General features: G+C 49.4%; 12 protein-coding genes. 3 read left to right on the top strand and 9 right to left on the bottom strand.

The features are described 5' to 3' along the window. Positions 1 to 6: 6 nt before the first annotated feature. The 3 genes from ORJ00_RS08920 to ORJ00_RS08910 all read right to left on the bottom strand — a co-directional run bounded on the left by ORJ00_RS08920 (position 7) and on the right by ORJ00_RS08910 (position 2073). Positions 7 to 1002 (bottom strand): SMP-30/gluconolactonase/LRE family protein, encoded by a 996-nt coding sequence (locus ORJ00_RS08920; RefSeq protein ID WP_306139612.1) that lies wholly within the window; start codon positions 1000 to 1002, stop codon positions 7 to 9. 80 nt (positions 1003 to 1082) lie between these two features. Beyond that, a complete protein-coding gene (gene map / locus ORJ00_RS08915; RefSeq protein ID WP_306139611.1) occupies positions 1083 to 1874 on the bottom strand; it encodes a type I methionyl aminopeptidase in 792 nt (263 codons plus the stop codon). Beyond that, positions 1855 to 2073, bottom strand: a complete 219-nt coding sequence (locus ORJ00_RS08910) for a ParD-like family protein (RefSeq protein ID WP_306139610.1) — start codon at positions 2071 to 2073, stop codon at positions 1855 to 1857. The genes map and ORJ00_RS08910 overlap by 20 nt, the downstream gene beginning before the upstream one ends. A 132-nt stretch (positions 2074 to 2205) precedes the next feature. On the opposite strand from ORJ00_RS08910, the gene ORJ00_RS08905 reads away from it, so the two are divergent. Both ORJ00_RS08905 and ORJ00_RS08900 read left to right on the top strand, forming a co-directional pair. Next, the gene (locus ORJ00_RS08905; protein ID WP_306139609.1) at positions 2206 to 3252 is read left to right on the top strand and encodes an oxidoreductase; all 1047 of its coding nucleotides are present in this window, start codon (positions 2206 to 2208) and stop codon (positions 3250 to 3252) included. A 71-nt stretch (positions 3253 to 3323) separates the two neighbouring features. Continuing rightward, the gene (locus tag ORJ00_RS08900) at positions 3324 to 3923 is read left to right on the top strand and encodes a hypothetical protein (RefSeq protein ID WP_306139608.1); all 600 of its coding nucleotides are present in this window, start codon (positions 3324 to 3326) and stop codon (positions 3921 to 3923) included. Positions 3924 to 3935: 12 nt separating this feature from the next. On the opposite strand, the gene ORJ00_RS08895 is transcribed toward ORJ00_RS08900, so the two are convergent. Genes ORJ00_RS08895 through ORJ00_RS08885 form a run of 3 tightly spaced genes read right to left on the bottom strand, consistent with a single transcriptional unit; the run spans position 3936 to position 6651 of the window. Next, positions 3936 to 4394 carry a hypothetical protein gene (locus ORJ00_RS08895; protein WP_306139607.1) on the bottom strand — a complete coding sequence of 153 codons (459 nt, stop codon included), beginning with the start codon at positions 4392 to 4394 and terminating at the stop codon, positions 3936 to 3938. Positions 4395 to 4401: 7 nt separating this feature from the next. Then, on the bottom strand, positions 4402 to 5841 hold the full coding sequence (locus ORJ00_RS08890; RefSeq protein WP_306139606.1) for a hypothetical protein: 1440 nt from the start codon (positions 5839 to 5841) through the stop codon (positions 4402 to 4404). Between the two features lie 33 nt (positions 5842 to 5874). Then, positions 5875 to 6651, bottom strand: coding sequence for an NYN domain-containing protein (locus tag ORJ00_RS08885; protein WP_306139605.1), 777 nt, complete (start codon positions 6649 to 6651; stop codon positions 5875 to 5877). Positions 6652 to 6871: 220 nt separating this feature from the next. On the opposite strand from ORJ00_RS08885, the gene ORJ00_RS08880 reads away from it, so the two are divergent. Then, positions 6872 to 7408, top strand: coding sequence for a nuclear transport factor 2 family protein (locus ORJ00_RS08880; RefSeq protein WP_306139604.1), 537 nt, complete (start codon positions 6872 to 6874; stop codon positions 7406 to 7408). Positions 7409 to 7459: 51 nt separating this feature from the next. On the opposite strand, the gene ORJ00_RS08875 is transcribed toward ORJ00_RS08880, so the two are convergent. From ORJ00_RS08875 to ORJ00_RS08865, 3 genes are all read right to left on the bottom strand, one after another. Then, positions 7460 to 9442, bottom strand: coding sequence for a metallophosphoesterase (locus ORJ00_RS08875; RefSeq protein ID WP_306139602.1), 1983 nt, complete (start codon positions 9440 to 9442; stop codon positions 7460 to 7462). 68 nt (positions 9443 to 9510) lie between these two features. Beyond that, positions 9511 to 12306, bottom strand: a complete 2796-nt coding sequence (locus ORJ00_RS08870; protein WP_306139601.1) for a TonB-dependent receptor — start codon at positions 12304 to 12306, stop codon at positions 9511 to 9513. A 250-nt stretch (positions 12307 to 12556) separates the two neighbouring features. After that, positions 12557 to 13537 (bottom strand): response regulator, encoded by a 981-nt coding sequence (locus ORJ00_RS08865; protein WP_306139600.1) that lies wholly within the window; start codon positions 13535 to 13537, stop codon positions 12557 to 12559.

Here is a 13537-nt window from a genome sequence, read left to right as displayed (position 1 = left end):
CCGTTGTTATTGCTGCAGCTTAATTCTAAGCAAGTAACTACTAGCAGTAATATACAGCCAACTGTTATCCAAACTTAGCGCAACATTAGCCGCGGCAACACCGGTTTGTATGCTGCCTAAATGCTCACCGCCAGGCGAGATTACCCAGACGCCACCGGGGCCGGTGGCCAGTAATACGCCGGACGGTAGTACTTTTAAACCATCTGGCAAACCTGGTAGTTGCTTAACCTGGACGGTGGCATCAAAAAACAGTTTACCTTTACCCAGGCTACCATCGCTATTTACCGCATAACGCCACCACTGCGCCGCTGCAGGATCAGAATTGGCCACATACAGCCACTTTTCATCCGGCGAAAACGCCAGACCATTGGGTCGGGTTAAATTGTCAGCCAGTAGCGTGATATTGCCATCCGGTGCCAGCCTGTATATCCCATTTACGCTTTGCTGCTTTTCTGTTGAATTATCACCGCCTGCTAAGCCATACGGCGGATCGGTAAAATAGTAAGCTCCGCTGCTATGCTGCACCAGATCGTTCGGGCTGTTTAACAGCTTGCAGTTAAAGGCTGTCACCAAAGTTTGATACTGCGGCACACCATTATCAAAGCCATTAAACAGCGCTAAGCGGCGATCGCCGTGTTGCGCCAGCACCAATTGCTTTTCACTGTTAAAGATCAGACCGTTCGCGCCCTGTTGGCGGTTATTCTGTGGGTACAAACCGGTGTAACCGGACGGCTGAAGATATACTGTTAAGCCTTGTTGTTCATTCCAGCGATAGACTTTATTTTGAGGTACGTCAGAAAACAGTATATCGCCGGTAACGGGTTCAGCTATCGGCCCTTCCGCCCAGCTAAACCCCTCGGCCAGTTGCTCAAGCGTTGCATCTGCAGCCACCACATGGTGCATGGCTGGTGTAACTGTTAGCACTGGCTGTGCCGGCAAGGCGCTATTAGCCGCTAATATCGGACTAAACAGAATACATAAAACAGTTGCTGAAAAACGCATAAACATGGCCTCAAAAGAAAAAGTCACTACACGCTAGCACTATTAGCGCACTGAAGAAATGGCCAATTTTACAGTTATGCTTATGTTTCTTGCTGCAGTTGTGCTTGTTCTTCCGCACGCAGGGTTAGCACTTCTACGCCACTGTCTGTTACGGCAATGGTGTGTTCCCACTGCGCCGATAGCTTTTTATCGCGGGTAACTACTGTCCAGCCATCTTTTTTGGTTTTTACTTTAGCGCTGCCCTGGTTCAGCATTGGCTCTATGGTAAATACCATACCGGGTTTTAACAGCATACCTGTGCCAGCCGCGCCGTAATGCAGCACCTGCGGCGCTTCGTGCATTTCACGGCCAATGCCATGGCCGCAATATTCACGTACTACGCTATAGCCCTTACTGCGGGCAAACTGCTCAATAGCAAAGCCGATATCACCCAAGCGGGCGCCGGGTTTTACTGCGTTAATGCCCAGCCACAATGCAAGGTAGCAATCATCTACCAATTGCTGCGCCACAAAGCTTAGCTTACCTACGCCATACATTTTGCTGGAGTCTGCGATAAAGCCATTTTTTTCCAACGTAATATCTACGTTGATAATATCACCATCTTTTAGCAACTGCGTACTTGATGGTACGCCATGACACACCACATCATTTACCGAAGTATTCAGTACGTAGGCAAAACCGTACTGCCCTTTACTGGCAGGCCGTGCCTGCAATTCATCGACAATATAGCGCTCTGCCAGATCATTTATCTGCAAAGTCGACATACCCGCCACAATGCTTTGGTCCAACATGGCAAATACCTGTGCCAATAGTCGGCCTGCTTCTCGTTGCAACGCCAACTCTGCCGCGGTTTTAAGCTGAACGCCGTTCATCTGCGCCTCCTGCCAGTTTCACGTCGGCTTGCTGTAACATCATCACCACGAGTTGATGATAATTATGTGATGGGTGCAATTCGGCTAACATGCCCATTTTCAGCCAGAATTCGGCCTGCGCATTAATAGAACGCGACATAGCACCACTAGCCTTTCGAATTTCCTCGTGCAGTTCATCTGCAATTTTAACAATGCCCAATACAATGTTCCTATTTTGCCTCACAACAATATACGAATCATATATGAAACGTATATTTCAGAAAAGTTGAAGTTGCACAATTGTGCTAATTTTCGCAAAGTAAGCCCTTATACCAATGAGGCTAAACTTGGCATGCAAACATTCTCTGAACTTCGTACCCTGCTGGTGGGTTATGGTTACGCCGGCAAAACCTTTCATGCGCCGCTGCTGTGCGCAACGCATGGTATTAAGCTGACGCATGTTGCCTCATCTCAGGCGGCACAGGTTAAGCAGCAATTGGGCGCTGATATTATCGTGCTGACCGATTACGAAACGGCCGTACAATTGCCAGATATTGATTTGGTGGTTATTGCCAGCCCAAACGATAGCCATGCGCCTTTAGCTGAACGGGCGCTGCGCGCTGGCAAACACGTCGTGGTGGATAAACCCTTTGCGCTTACTGTTAAAGAAGCCAACGCCTTAACCGCCTTAGCTGAAGAGCAACATCTGCTGTTATCCGTGTTTCATAACCGCCGTTTTGATGCCGACTTTCAAAGCCTGCAGCACTTGATCAACAGTGGTCGGCTGGGCCCAATTGCACATCTGGAATCCCGCTTTGACCGCTTCCGGCCAGAAGTGCGCCAGCGCTGGCGTGAACAAGCTGGCCCGGGTGCTGGGCTATGGTTTGACTTAGGCCCGCACCTGCTGGATCAATGTCTGGTGTTATTTGGCCTGCCACAAACGATTAGCGCCAGTTTAAAAACCGTTCGGCCGGATGCAACAACAACAGACTGGTTTAGCGTGTTGCTGGATTACGGTCACTTTAGCGTAACCCTGGGTGCCTCTATGTTGGCCGCCGCACCATCGCCGCGCTTTACGCTGCAGGCACAGCACGGCAGCTGGCAAAAGTTTGGTCTGGATATTCAGGAAGATCAGCTAAAACAAGGCTTAACACCAGCCACTGCTGGCTGGGGCATCGACCCCCAACCCGGCTTGCTGTACCTGGCAGAGCAGGTTACGCCGTACAGCACCGCAGTAGGCTGTTATCAGCAGTATTACACGGCCATTGTGGCGGCTATAAATGGCAAAGGCCCAAACCCGGTACCGCCGCAGCAAGCCTGCACGGTAATGCAACTGCTTGAGCTGGCTGAGCAATCAGCTGCTGAGGGTAAAACCTTAGCGGTTGTCGCTGCTGCATAGCGGCGCATCTTGCCAATTCAAACCTTATGGCTAACACTGAAGCGCACTGATATTAAATAAGGATTGTTACTATGCCCCGCTTTGCCCTGCGTAACCTGTATTTGCTGCCGTTGCTGTGCTGCCCGCTAACGGCACTGGCTCAATTTGATCAATGCGCTATCGACACTCCCTCTGCCGTTTACGGTGCCCAAACCTGGCTGGAAATGGGCCATCCGCTGAATATGACTACAGAGCGCCTCGGCCGCTTGCCAAACAGTGCTGGTGCTAAGCTGATTGCCTTGGCCTATCAGGGTTGGCAGCAAGGTAAAGCCGAACAGCAAATCAGCAGCGACGTCACCGCATTGTGCCAAACCTTTACTGCCGACGCCCTGCTGGCAGACATAGTAGATAGCCCCTGGCCGGTGCTACGCACAGTGTGTGGCGATGCCAGTGAAAACCTGGTGACAGCTCTGAACGAGGCCGGCGCAGCTAACACCAGCGCAGCCTCAGTGTTGTTTTATCTGAAAGGCGAAGAGCCGGCACCAAATTTACTGCCACTGGCCGAACAGGCTGTAGCACTTAAACAGCAAAATAGCGCCGATATGCAGATCCTGGAGCAACTGTACGACAGCTGCGCCGCAAAAACCGACGCGTACAAATTAGCACTGGGTAAAGAAATATATGTTGAGTAGCAGATCTATTGGCTATTGCTCAAAGTCAGCGCCAAAGTTGGCAACAGAGCGCTGAAACAACTTCTCAGAGGTAGTATCACCACGACTTGCCCGTTTGCTATTTGTGTTAATCCAGCGGGCAAGCTGGGCAGTATCAGCCAAGTATACCTTGTCATTAAACAGCAAATGGTTCGCAGACAGTTGCACTTCTGTCAATTGCTGCCGCAGTGGCAACATCAGTATCAGTTTTTCTGCACCGGCATAATCCGCTTCGACGGCCGGTCGCACCGGCGCAGTCATCAAAGTGCTATCAATAAACATTCGTAGCGCATAAAAATCATCAAATCTGTGATACACCACAGCACCTTTTTGTCCCTGCGGCTGCCAGAAAATGGAGTCAATATCGTCCAGATAAGACGAGTCGTAAGCGTTTGCGGTAAATGCAAAACTAAGTAGTAAAATAATCATTAGAAAGTAGCTTTGATTGGTCATCTGCTTATCACTTATGTTTTATCCTGATAGCAGACACATCTAGTATCCTGCCGAAATTTAGACGTAAATACTCCTTACTAGTCTTACTGTTTACAACGTCCCAGCCGAGACTGACTAACAAACAACGACACAACACGAACCGTAAATGTATAGTTGCAATACTCAGTGCGTCAATGAAATCGATACCCACTGTATCGCCATGAATCAGCCGATTTCGAATCTCTGATAATGTCAGACCTTGCCCATCATCCGAAAAAACAGGCCACAAGTCCGAAATATCAAGCTGATGAAAATTACGGAAGCTAATCCAAGATTCTTGCAAAGAGACTCTATTTAACTCACCTAACTTATCATAGAGAAGTTTTCTCTGTCCTTTATTAAGAGGAACTGGGTTGTCACTATTTTTGATACAATTTTCAAGGTACTTTCTAAAGGATTTAAACTGACCTTCATCAAGAACAAGCTCTGCGTCATTTGCTCGTTTATATTCGAGAAGAATTGCTTCAAATGCTGAAAAATAGGCCAGAAACTCAAGCTCTAATGTAGGCTTTTTAATAGGTACGAGTGCATAGATCGCATCACGGATATGCTGTCTATTGTTGAATTTTACAAATACGCTGTATGTATTAGAAATGAACTCATTAGCTAGCATTCTATCGATTATCGATTTTTCATAGCTGTACGGATTCCTTGCTACAATTGGCATATTGCCTCTGTATAAATCGGTAACCCCTCGGTTATCTTCGTAGCTCCAACCGAAGCATAAAGTTCGCTCATTTGAAACCAAGGAAGCAATTAGCAAAAAATCTTCAAGTTCACTTAGAAGCTCCCCTGCAAGATCAGCTGTAAAGACTCTGCCTTTATCCATAACTAGGTTAGCTGTTAAACAAGCATGTCTTACTAGTTGTTCTTCTTTTCTCTCGAATCGAAAAGCCTGTGAAAATAAAACCGTTCCAAATTTCGATAATTCGTATTGAATTGGGTTTGAGAACTCAACCTCGATTGATCCATCCCTCTTTGGACATTCAAAATTATGCGGTTTAAGTACAAAATTCGGTGAAAGCCAAAATGTGAAGTTGTTCTCGACCTGATGATCACATTCAGGCGCATACCCTTTGACATAGAGATTTTTATAGTAAAGCTCAGCCTGTGTCACAAGCTTCCCAGGCCCCCAAAAGCGTGTGCGTAAATTCCGAATCATAACCTTGTCAGCAAAAATGTCTGCCTCACATCGACTATCCAGACCAACAACTTTAGTATTTAACTTCGAAAGCTTTTGTTTTCTAAGAGCTTTAGAGATCCCCGGATCATCGGTCGTTGCAATAAGTTTTACTGGTTCCTGCCGGTTCTTGGGTAAAAATATCTTGCAGGGAATATTTTCTATCGTCGATGTTTCATCGGTGAGAGATATCGCCACAAAGTAATCTTCATCATTAACATCATTCATAAGTCGGCTATATATCCTATTAGCTTCAGCAAACTAGGCACGCTTATCTTTCACGTAAACATCCAAAGCTTTCGCACTGCCAGACTTACGTTTTTCAATATCAAACAACTCCGTCGCTTCATATAACTTGGTAAAAGTTGGGTAGCCATAAGTGCGGGCGTCAAAGTCCGGATACTGTCGTTTTATCAATGAGCCGCAGACTGCCAGAAGCGCCCAACCCTCAACATCAGCGTTATCCCGCACTGAATTGCGTAAAATGTTTATTAACCGCGCATCACAACATAACTCACGTTTAGACTTTTTACTGCCATTAGAATGTGGCTGCAGCTTGGCTGGCGCAACTTCAGCGGATTCATCTAACTCTGGGGCGCGTAACACTTCGGTGTGAATAAAATCATCGCAGGCATTACGAAATGCCAGAGGTGTTTTTTGTTCACCTACACCAAATACATAGATTTGCGATTCCTTTAACCGGGAGGCAAGTTTGGTGAAATCGCTGTCGCTGGATACCAGAGCAAAAGCATCAAACTTATTTGAATACAGCAGATCCATCGCATCGATAATCATGGCCGCGTCAGATGAGTTTTTACCCTGGGTGTAAGAAAACTGCTGCACCGGATTAATCGCTAACTCGTTTAGTGTTTCTTTCCAGTTTTTCAGGTGGGTTGAACTCCAATCACCGTAAGCTTTTTTCACAATGATATGGCCATGTTTGGCCAACTCAGACAACACAGCTCCTAATACAGAATACTGCGCATTTTCTGCATCAATCAGCACAGCTATTTTTTTCTCAGCGTGAATATCCTTCAATTACTGCTCCCTGTAGTACGGTTAAGAAAATACCTTTTTAAGGAAAGTAAACCTTTAGCCGGTAGCTTGCAAGTATCTCTCCGGTTGGTTTTATTCAGCGAACTATTAACAGCAAACACAAAATAGTATTGGGCAATAGCTCGATACTATTGTTCTACTTACCAACGTACCGTTAATGCCATGCTGGTTAGCGTAAATTTACTCAACAGAGGGCCACTTTATGACAATCTCAGTAGCAAAAACCAGGTTTACTACCGGCGCTACCCACAGGTTAGGTGCCGCTATTGAGTTATGCTCAGCCTTAACCGTTGTGTCCGCGGCAGCAGCGCAAACATCCACTCAGATAACGGAGCAAAACCGGCAGCTTGTCAGTCAGGCATTTGCCAATTGGGCTGCCGGTGGCAGCAGCTTTTTTGCCGATATGCTGGCACCAGATGCTGTTTGGACCATTAAAGGCTCCGGCCCGACCGCTGGCAGTTACCATGGCCGCGACGACTTCATTAACCGTGCAGTAAAACCCTTTGCCGAACGCATGGCTGGCCCGCTAAAGCCCACAGTGCGTGATATCTGGGCGCAAGGTAATGATGTGATAATCCACTGGGATGGCACCGGCACCGCTAAAGATGGCCAGCCCTATCAAAACAGTTATGTTTGGATCTTCCGCATGAACGGACAGCAAGCAACAGAAGTTATTGCCTTTCTTGATCTTGGACGTTATGACGAGCTGCTAAACAGGGTGAAACCTGAAGCGCCATAAAGCCCGAGGTAAACCGGCACGGCAGCGCACACTGCTGCGCCGGCGTCACGATTACCGGCTTAGTTCTCTAAGGCTGCCGTTGGTTAAATCCAGCATAAAGTGCATATCGTGTCCGCCATGGCTAAAGGCCTGCAGCAGTTGAAACACACCGCCAAACTGCTGTGCAAAGCCGCTGCTGTCGCTTGCAGCTTTAGCCGCCAGTAAGCGCGTAAGCAGCTGATACTGCGCCAGCCGCTGCGGGCTGATATCCTGCAACGCCAGGCTGCCGGCATTACGCAGGCGGTAAAAGTCCAGTGCTAAATCAAAGCCACTCCAGCCGGCAAACTGCTGCAGCGTAAAGCCGGCATCTATCGCCAATGTATCGGCTGCCTTTAACGCCTGCTGCCAGTGTGGGCTGTGCTGTAAGGCTGGCAGTTCAGCCGGTAGTTGGGCTAATGGCGGTAAGTTTTGCAGTTGTGATAACAGCAGCAGTTGCCGGCCGTCTAATGCCAGTAGCGCTTCGCGCAGCGGTGCCGGCCAGTCTTGCGGTAAAAAGCGTTGCCGTGTTAATTCGCTAAGGTGCCAGTTGGTAAACTCACGGTAGTTTTTTGCCGTTAAAATCGCTTTATTCCACAACGGCGCGCCTTGTTTAGTCAGGCTGTCATGTTCCTGCTGATAATGCTGAAACAGCTCGTTGTAGCGCGGAATATCATCCAGTACCACAGTGTGCACTGTAACTTTTTGCTGCGGCTGAATGCTAACCAGTTTATACGCCGGCACATAAGCTGCCAGCGACGGTGCCTGCACATTCACCAGCACTTTGCCATCCACACTGCGGCTAATGCCGGTGTCGTTAAAATGCATATGGCCGCCAATATGCAGCTTTAAGCCGGTAGCGGCCAGCAAGTTAGTTACGCTGTCGGCCGGGCGGCGCGCCAGCTGAAAACTGTCGGCACCAAATTGCGCGGCTATTGCATCGGATTGGCCATTGTAAAACTCTGTCATCGGGTAATGGCTAAAGGCAATTAAGGTTTTGCCGGCCTGCTCTGCGCGCTGCACTACCTGAGCTATCCAGTCGGTTACCTGAGTTTTATGGCTAAACATCTTGTTATAACCGGCACTGCCGGCCCCGGCATAACCATCGCCGGTTGCCTGTGGCAAATACACGTTTGCATCTATTGCCAGCAACCATACATCGGCCGCCGGCTCTACCAGGTAACTGCTGTCAGGCACCATGCTGCACTGGCTGTAACCTGGCTGCTTATAGCGCCCGCCGGTGCCTTGCAGGCATATCTCATATTGACGCTGGCTGTAAGCAGCCTGCCCGCTGGCCAGTTTAAAGCTGTAATTAAGCTCGCTGTAACCGCTGTACGGCGTTTCCCAATACAGATAGCCCGGCTGCGGGTAAAAGCCAAATGGCGCCAGCTGCGCCATAATCTGTTTATAGCCCAGCTCTTTTACCTCTTCACTGCAGATGGTTGGCAGCTGTGCACTGCTCAGAACAGCTGGCAATTTAGCGGCGCACGGCTCACTGCCCGGGCTGTAAATTGGCTGTGGGTAACCGCCTGCACCTAAATAATCGCTTTTACCGGCCGGGCGGCTAAAGGGCCTTACCGGGTCGTGGTTACCGGGCGCAGCAAAAAACTGCATGCCGTGCGTGTCGCTGTAATGCTGTAAAATGGCTCCCAGGCCACGCACATGCAGCGGCTGGCCATCGTCGCTAAAGTCGCCGGGCAGCGCTATCAGCTTAACGCCGCGCGCGGCCGCGTCGTCCAGTGCTGCCAGCAAGGCAAAGTAGTTTTCGTTAAATAAGCGCGTCGATTTAAGCTGTGCCGCCATAGTGCGGATAGTGGCATTTTTACCGCTTAGGCTGTTAGGTAAGCCGGCAAAAGCAGCATCGTTAAAATTGGCGTAAATATCGTGAAAATGAATATCCGGCATAAAAGCAATTTGCAACGGTTGCGCTGCGTTGTGCTCTGAAACAGGAGAAGCGGCCAGGCTGCTAAAACTCAGTAACAGCGCCAGCATAGGGCTAAAACGTGGATTAAGTGACATAAACGAACCTTTTGCGCCAATAAAACAGCCGGCACTACAGCATAAACTGTAGTACCGGCCGGTGTGTTTTAGAAGTCTGCGCGGATGCCTAAGCTGATACGGCGTCCGGAGAACTCGTTCATTACCGGGAATTGCGGCGTTAAGGTATAACCGGTGGTGGCTTCATCGGTAATATTAATACCTTTTAAGCTCAGTTTAATATTGTCAGTCAGGTTATAACCAATGGCGATATCGGTTTGGCCGTAGGCGTCGCGATACACCGGGTACAGGTTACGTTCAATGACTTCAACATACTTATCTTTGTAGTTATAAGAGATGCGCGCATCGAAGCGGTCATTCTCATAATACAGCGTAAAGTTGTACGTGCTGTCGGCCAGGCCTTCCGGCGGCGTAGGAATATCCAAACCGGATGAACCGGTTAAGGAGTTATCCAGCATGGTATAGTTGGCATTAATACCAAAGCCGTCTAACAGCGGATGCAGCATGTTAAGCGGCAGTTGCGCTATCAGCTCCAGGCCGGTGACTTTATAAGAGCCATCAGCATTAACCGGCTGATATACATCGAAATCATAGTAGCCATCCAGAGTACCGTTAGCATTGAGTTTCTCTACATCCTCAACCACACCGGTCAGCTCCTGCCGCACCACGCCTTCGATATCTTTCCAGAAATAAGACACTGCCAGAATACCGCCATTCTGCAGATACCATTCCAGTCCGGCTTCCCATTGTTTAGCATAGGTAGGCTGCAAATCCGGGTTGCCGTCGGTAAAGCGGAACTCATTCCAGCTGACCGAACGCTTATAGGCAATATTAGTCAGTGCCGGGCGCATCAGCGTCTCAGACGCCGCAGCGCGAAACAGCACATCATCCAAAATCTCTACCGTCATATTCAGGCTGGGCAGCACATCGGTGTAGCTGCCTTCTTTCGAGATCGGCGTATCTGTGTAGCCATTAGAGCCGTCTTCGTTCTGCACCTGGTGATAACCAAATGACAGCACAGAAGTATCTACGGCACGCACCCCGGCATTCAGTGTTACAGGTTTACCGGCCAGGTCAAAATCCAGGTTTGCCATGGCATACAAGCTTAGCGCTTCTTCATCTACACGGTAGTAATCGCCTTCGTTAAACGGCGTGCTGAAACCGGTATAACGGAAGGTGCTGCGGGCGTAATCGTTCGATACCTGCATCCAGTTCAGATCTTTGGCTTTATAGGCACCACCGGGTACTATATCGGTTACCCATTGCAGCTCGCTGTCGGCCAGGGTGCGGTTATTAACCCAGGAAGCATCACCGGCAGCCGGCCCCTGTATTTTAGCACCGCCAAACTGGCGTTTTTTCGATTTATCGGTATAACGCACACCAAACTGCACACTGCTCAGCGCCGGCATAAAATCCAGCTCAAGTGACTTTTTAAAATCCAGCTGGGCAGCATATTTATCGTCGCTAACCTGCTCCAGCTCAGTCTCATATGCTTCAAACAGGTAGCTGTCCGGTGAGTTGTACATATCGATACTGGCCGGGTTAGCGCTGACCACCGTTTCGCCGCCATTAGCAGTCCAGCGGCTACGTGACGGCGCATAGGCTACGTGTTTCAGGTTGGCATAATCCTGCGATTTTTCTGCACCGGAAAAGCCAACCAGGCCGTTGATATCCCAACCATTGGTTTGCCAGTCCAGCGCCAGGCTGTACTGCGAGTAATCGGTGTTGTTAATGCGTTCTTTGCTTAAAAACTCGTGCTGAGTAGCGGTGTAAGACACATCGGTCAGCACAATAATGCCGTACTGCGCCAAAGTGGTGTCGTCATAATCGTGAATCGTTTCCAGCGTACTGCGGCTGGACGCGGTGTAAGCCGCGGCATCGTATTCATCTTCGGTGACATCATAGCCGCCTTTCATCGCATCAAAGGTCAGGCTGAAATCATTGTCGGGTTTATACTGCAGCGACGCGGTAGCGCCCCACTTATCCTGGTCATTCAGGTACAAACGGTCGCCAACTTTATCCTGAAAAATAATCCGGTTGGTTTCGTTCTTATCGCTGCGATCGCTCACCATTACACCGGCATCACGTTCCAGCACCGCGGCAGCTTGCTCAGAGCGTGGCCCTGTCGCTTCCAAAAAGCGCCCCATCGGCCGAAAGTTAATGCCCGAATTCGAATCGGTTCTGTTGGTGCGACCGGCTTTAGAGAACGACACTAACGCGCCCCAATCACCAAAGGTGTCGCTGGCTAAAAAGGAGAACTTAGGATCAATTTCTTCTGAAATAGAATTATGCGCGCCTTCGGCAGACACAATCAGTTTGCGCTCGCTGTAATCAAACGGCCGCGCGGTAGATATCATTACCGAACCGGCAATACCACCTTCTTCATCTGCTGCCGTTGGCGATTTTTGCACCGTTACGCTTTGAATAATTTCCGAGGCAAAAATATCAAACTCTACATCGCGGCCGCCACTGCCTGAGGCTGTCGCCAGGTTGTTGATAGACACATGGGTAAATTCACTTGGCAAGCTGCGCACGTTAATTTTACTGCCCAGGCCCTTGTTACGTTCTATGGTAACGCCAGGCATACGCTGCAGCGCTTCGGCCAGGTTTTGCTCGGGAAAGTCAGCTACATCAGTGGCAACAACCGAATCAGAAAAACCGATATTCGATTTTTTCAAATCTACCGCTTGCTCGAGGCTGCGGCTGTAGCTGCCGGTTACCGAGATAACTTCTACCGCTTGTTCTGTGCTGTTATCCGCCGCTTGCGCCAACAGCGGTGCTGCGGCTACGGCCAGTGCACCGCCCAGCAGTATCTGCTGCACGGCACGGCTTAATAGTGTTTTGTTTAGTTTGCTGATGTCGTTGTGTTTAATAGAGGACTGCATGTGTTTACCCACTGCTAATAGCTATCGCCGGCCCGGCCGCTGTTACAGCAACCCGGCCTGGCGCGCACGGTTATTATCGGATTAATGGCTCGATGCAGTGCTGCCGGGCAACAATAAGCTAAGACATACCGAAGCACTGCATCCCGCTAACAGGAACGGCGCTACAGTACAGCAGCTATATGATGGTTTTCTTACCGAAAAATTAATGATTTACGACATCGAAGTGCAGTGTCAGTGGTCAGCAGGTCTGCTACTCGGCCCAGCGCTGCTTGATAGCCAGAATAGCCGGCAACTGTTGCTCAAGCAGATCAATTAGCCGCGGTTCAAAATGCTGGCCTTTTTGCGCCTGCATGTGTGCCATGGTGTCTTCAATGCTCCAGGCTTGTTTGTACGGCCGGGCACTGGTGAGCGCATCAAATACGTCTGACACTGCCACTATGCGCGCTTCCAGCGGTATGGCGTCGCCAGCCAGGCCATGCGGGTAACCGCTACCGTCCCATTTTTCGTGATGATATAACGCCACCACTTTTGCCATTCGCAATAGATCAGAGTCACAGTCACCGATAATCTCCGCGCCAATAAGCGGGTGGCGCTGCATATCGCGAAATTCTTCTACGGTAAGCTTGCCTGGTTTTAGCAAAATACTGTCAGCGATACCTATTTTGCCAATGTCATGCATGGGGGCTGCATGCAGTAAATCTTCAGCGTGTTGTGCAGATAAACCATAAGCGCGCGCCAGTACCTGCGCGTAATGGCTCATACGCATAACATGCAGCCCGGTTTCGTTATCTTTATACTCCGCCGCGCGGCCAAGGCGCTGGATAACCTGCAACCGGGTTTGTTTAAGTTCATCCGCCCGTACCAGCGACAAATGCGTTTTGATTCTGGCGCGAACAATGGCTGGCGAAATGGGCTTGGCAATATAATCTACAGCCCCCACTTCAAAGCCTTTGGCTTCATCCACTTCGTCTTTTAACGCAGTGACAAAAATAACCGGCAATCGCTGCGTAGCAGGATCGGCTTTTAACCGGGCGCAAACGTCATAGCCCGTCATACCAGGCATCATTACATCGAGTAAAATAAGATCAGGTTGCTGTTGCTGTATCAATTGCAACGCTTCTTCACCACTTTTGGCAAATAACAACCGATACTCGTCTTGCAACACCGTCCGCAGCACGCGCAAGTTGGTGGGCTCATCGTCTACCAGCAGTAGGGTTTGCTTCTCGGCCAT

Source organism: Rheinheimera baltica, from assembly GCF_030731985.1.
Taxonomy (GTDB): domain Bacteria; phylum Pseudomonadota; class Gammaproteobacteria; order Enterobacterales; family Alteromonadaceae; genus Alishewanella; species Alishewanella baltica.
The sequence above is the reverse complement of the archived record's forward strand: the minus strand, read 5'-3'. Positions and strand labels throughout refer to the sequence as shown.

What these genes read in the sequence shown, in the direction of transcription:
- ORJ00_RS08900 (WP_306139608.1), top strand. Translation starts at nt 3,324, where the DNA reads ATGCCCCGCTTTGCCCTGCGTAACCTGTATTTGCTGCCGTTGCTGTGC.
- ORJ00_RS08865 (WP_306139600.1), bottom strand. Translation starts at nt 13,537, where the DNA reads ATGGCCGAGAAGCAAACCCTACTGCTGGTAGACGATGAGCCCACCAAC.
- ORJ00_RS08875 (WP_306139602.1), bottom strand. Translation starts at nt 9,442, where the DNA reads ATGTCACTTAATCCACGTTTTAGCCCTATGCTGGCGCTGTTACTGAGT.
- ORJ00_RS08870 (WP_306139601.1), bottom strand. Translation starts at nt 12,306, where the DNA reads ATGCAGTCCTCTATTAAACACAACGACATCAGCAAACTAAACAAAACA.
- ORJ00_RS08895 (WP_306139607.1), bottom strand. Translation starts at nt 4,394, where the DNA reads ATGACCAATCAAAGCTACTTTCTAATGATTATTTTACTACTTAGTTTT.
- map (WP_306139611.1), bottom strand. Translation starts at nt 1,874, where the DNA reads ATGAACGGCGTTCAGCTTAAAACCGCGGCAGAGTTGGCGTTGCAACGA.
- ORJ00_RS08905 (WP_306139609.1), top strand. Translation starts at nt 2,206, where the DNA reads ATGCAAACATTCTCTGAACTTCGTACCCTGCTGGTGGGTTATGGTTAC.
- ORJ00_RS08880 (WP_306139604.1), top strand. Translation starts at nt 6,872, where the DNA reads ATGACAATCTCAGTAGCAAAAACCAGGTTTACTACCGGCGCTACCCAC.
- ORJ00_RS08890 (WP_306139606.1), bottom strand. Translation starts at nt 5,841, where the DNA reads ATGAATGATGTTAATGATGAAGATTACTTTGTGGCGATATCTCTCACC.
- ORJ00_RS08920 (WP_306139612.1), bottom strand. Translation starts at nt 1,002, where the DNA reads ATGCGTTTTTCAGCAACTGTTTTATGTATTCTGTTTAGTCCGATATTA.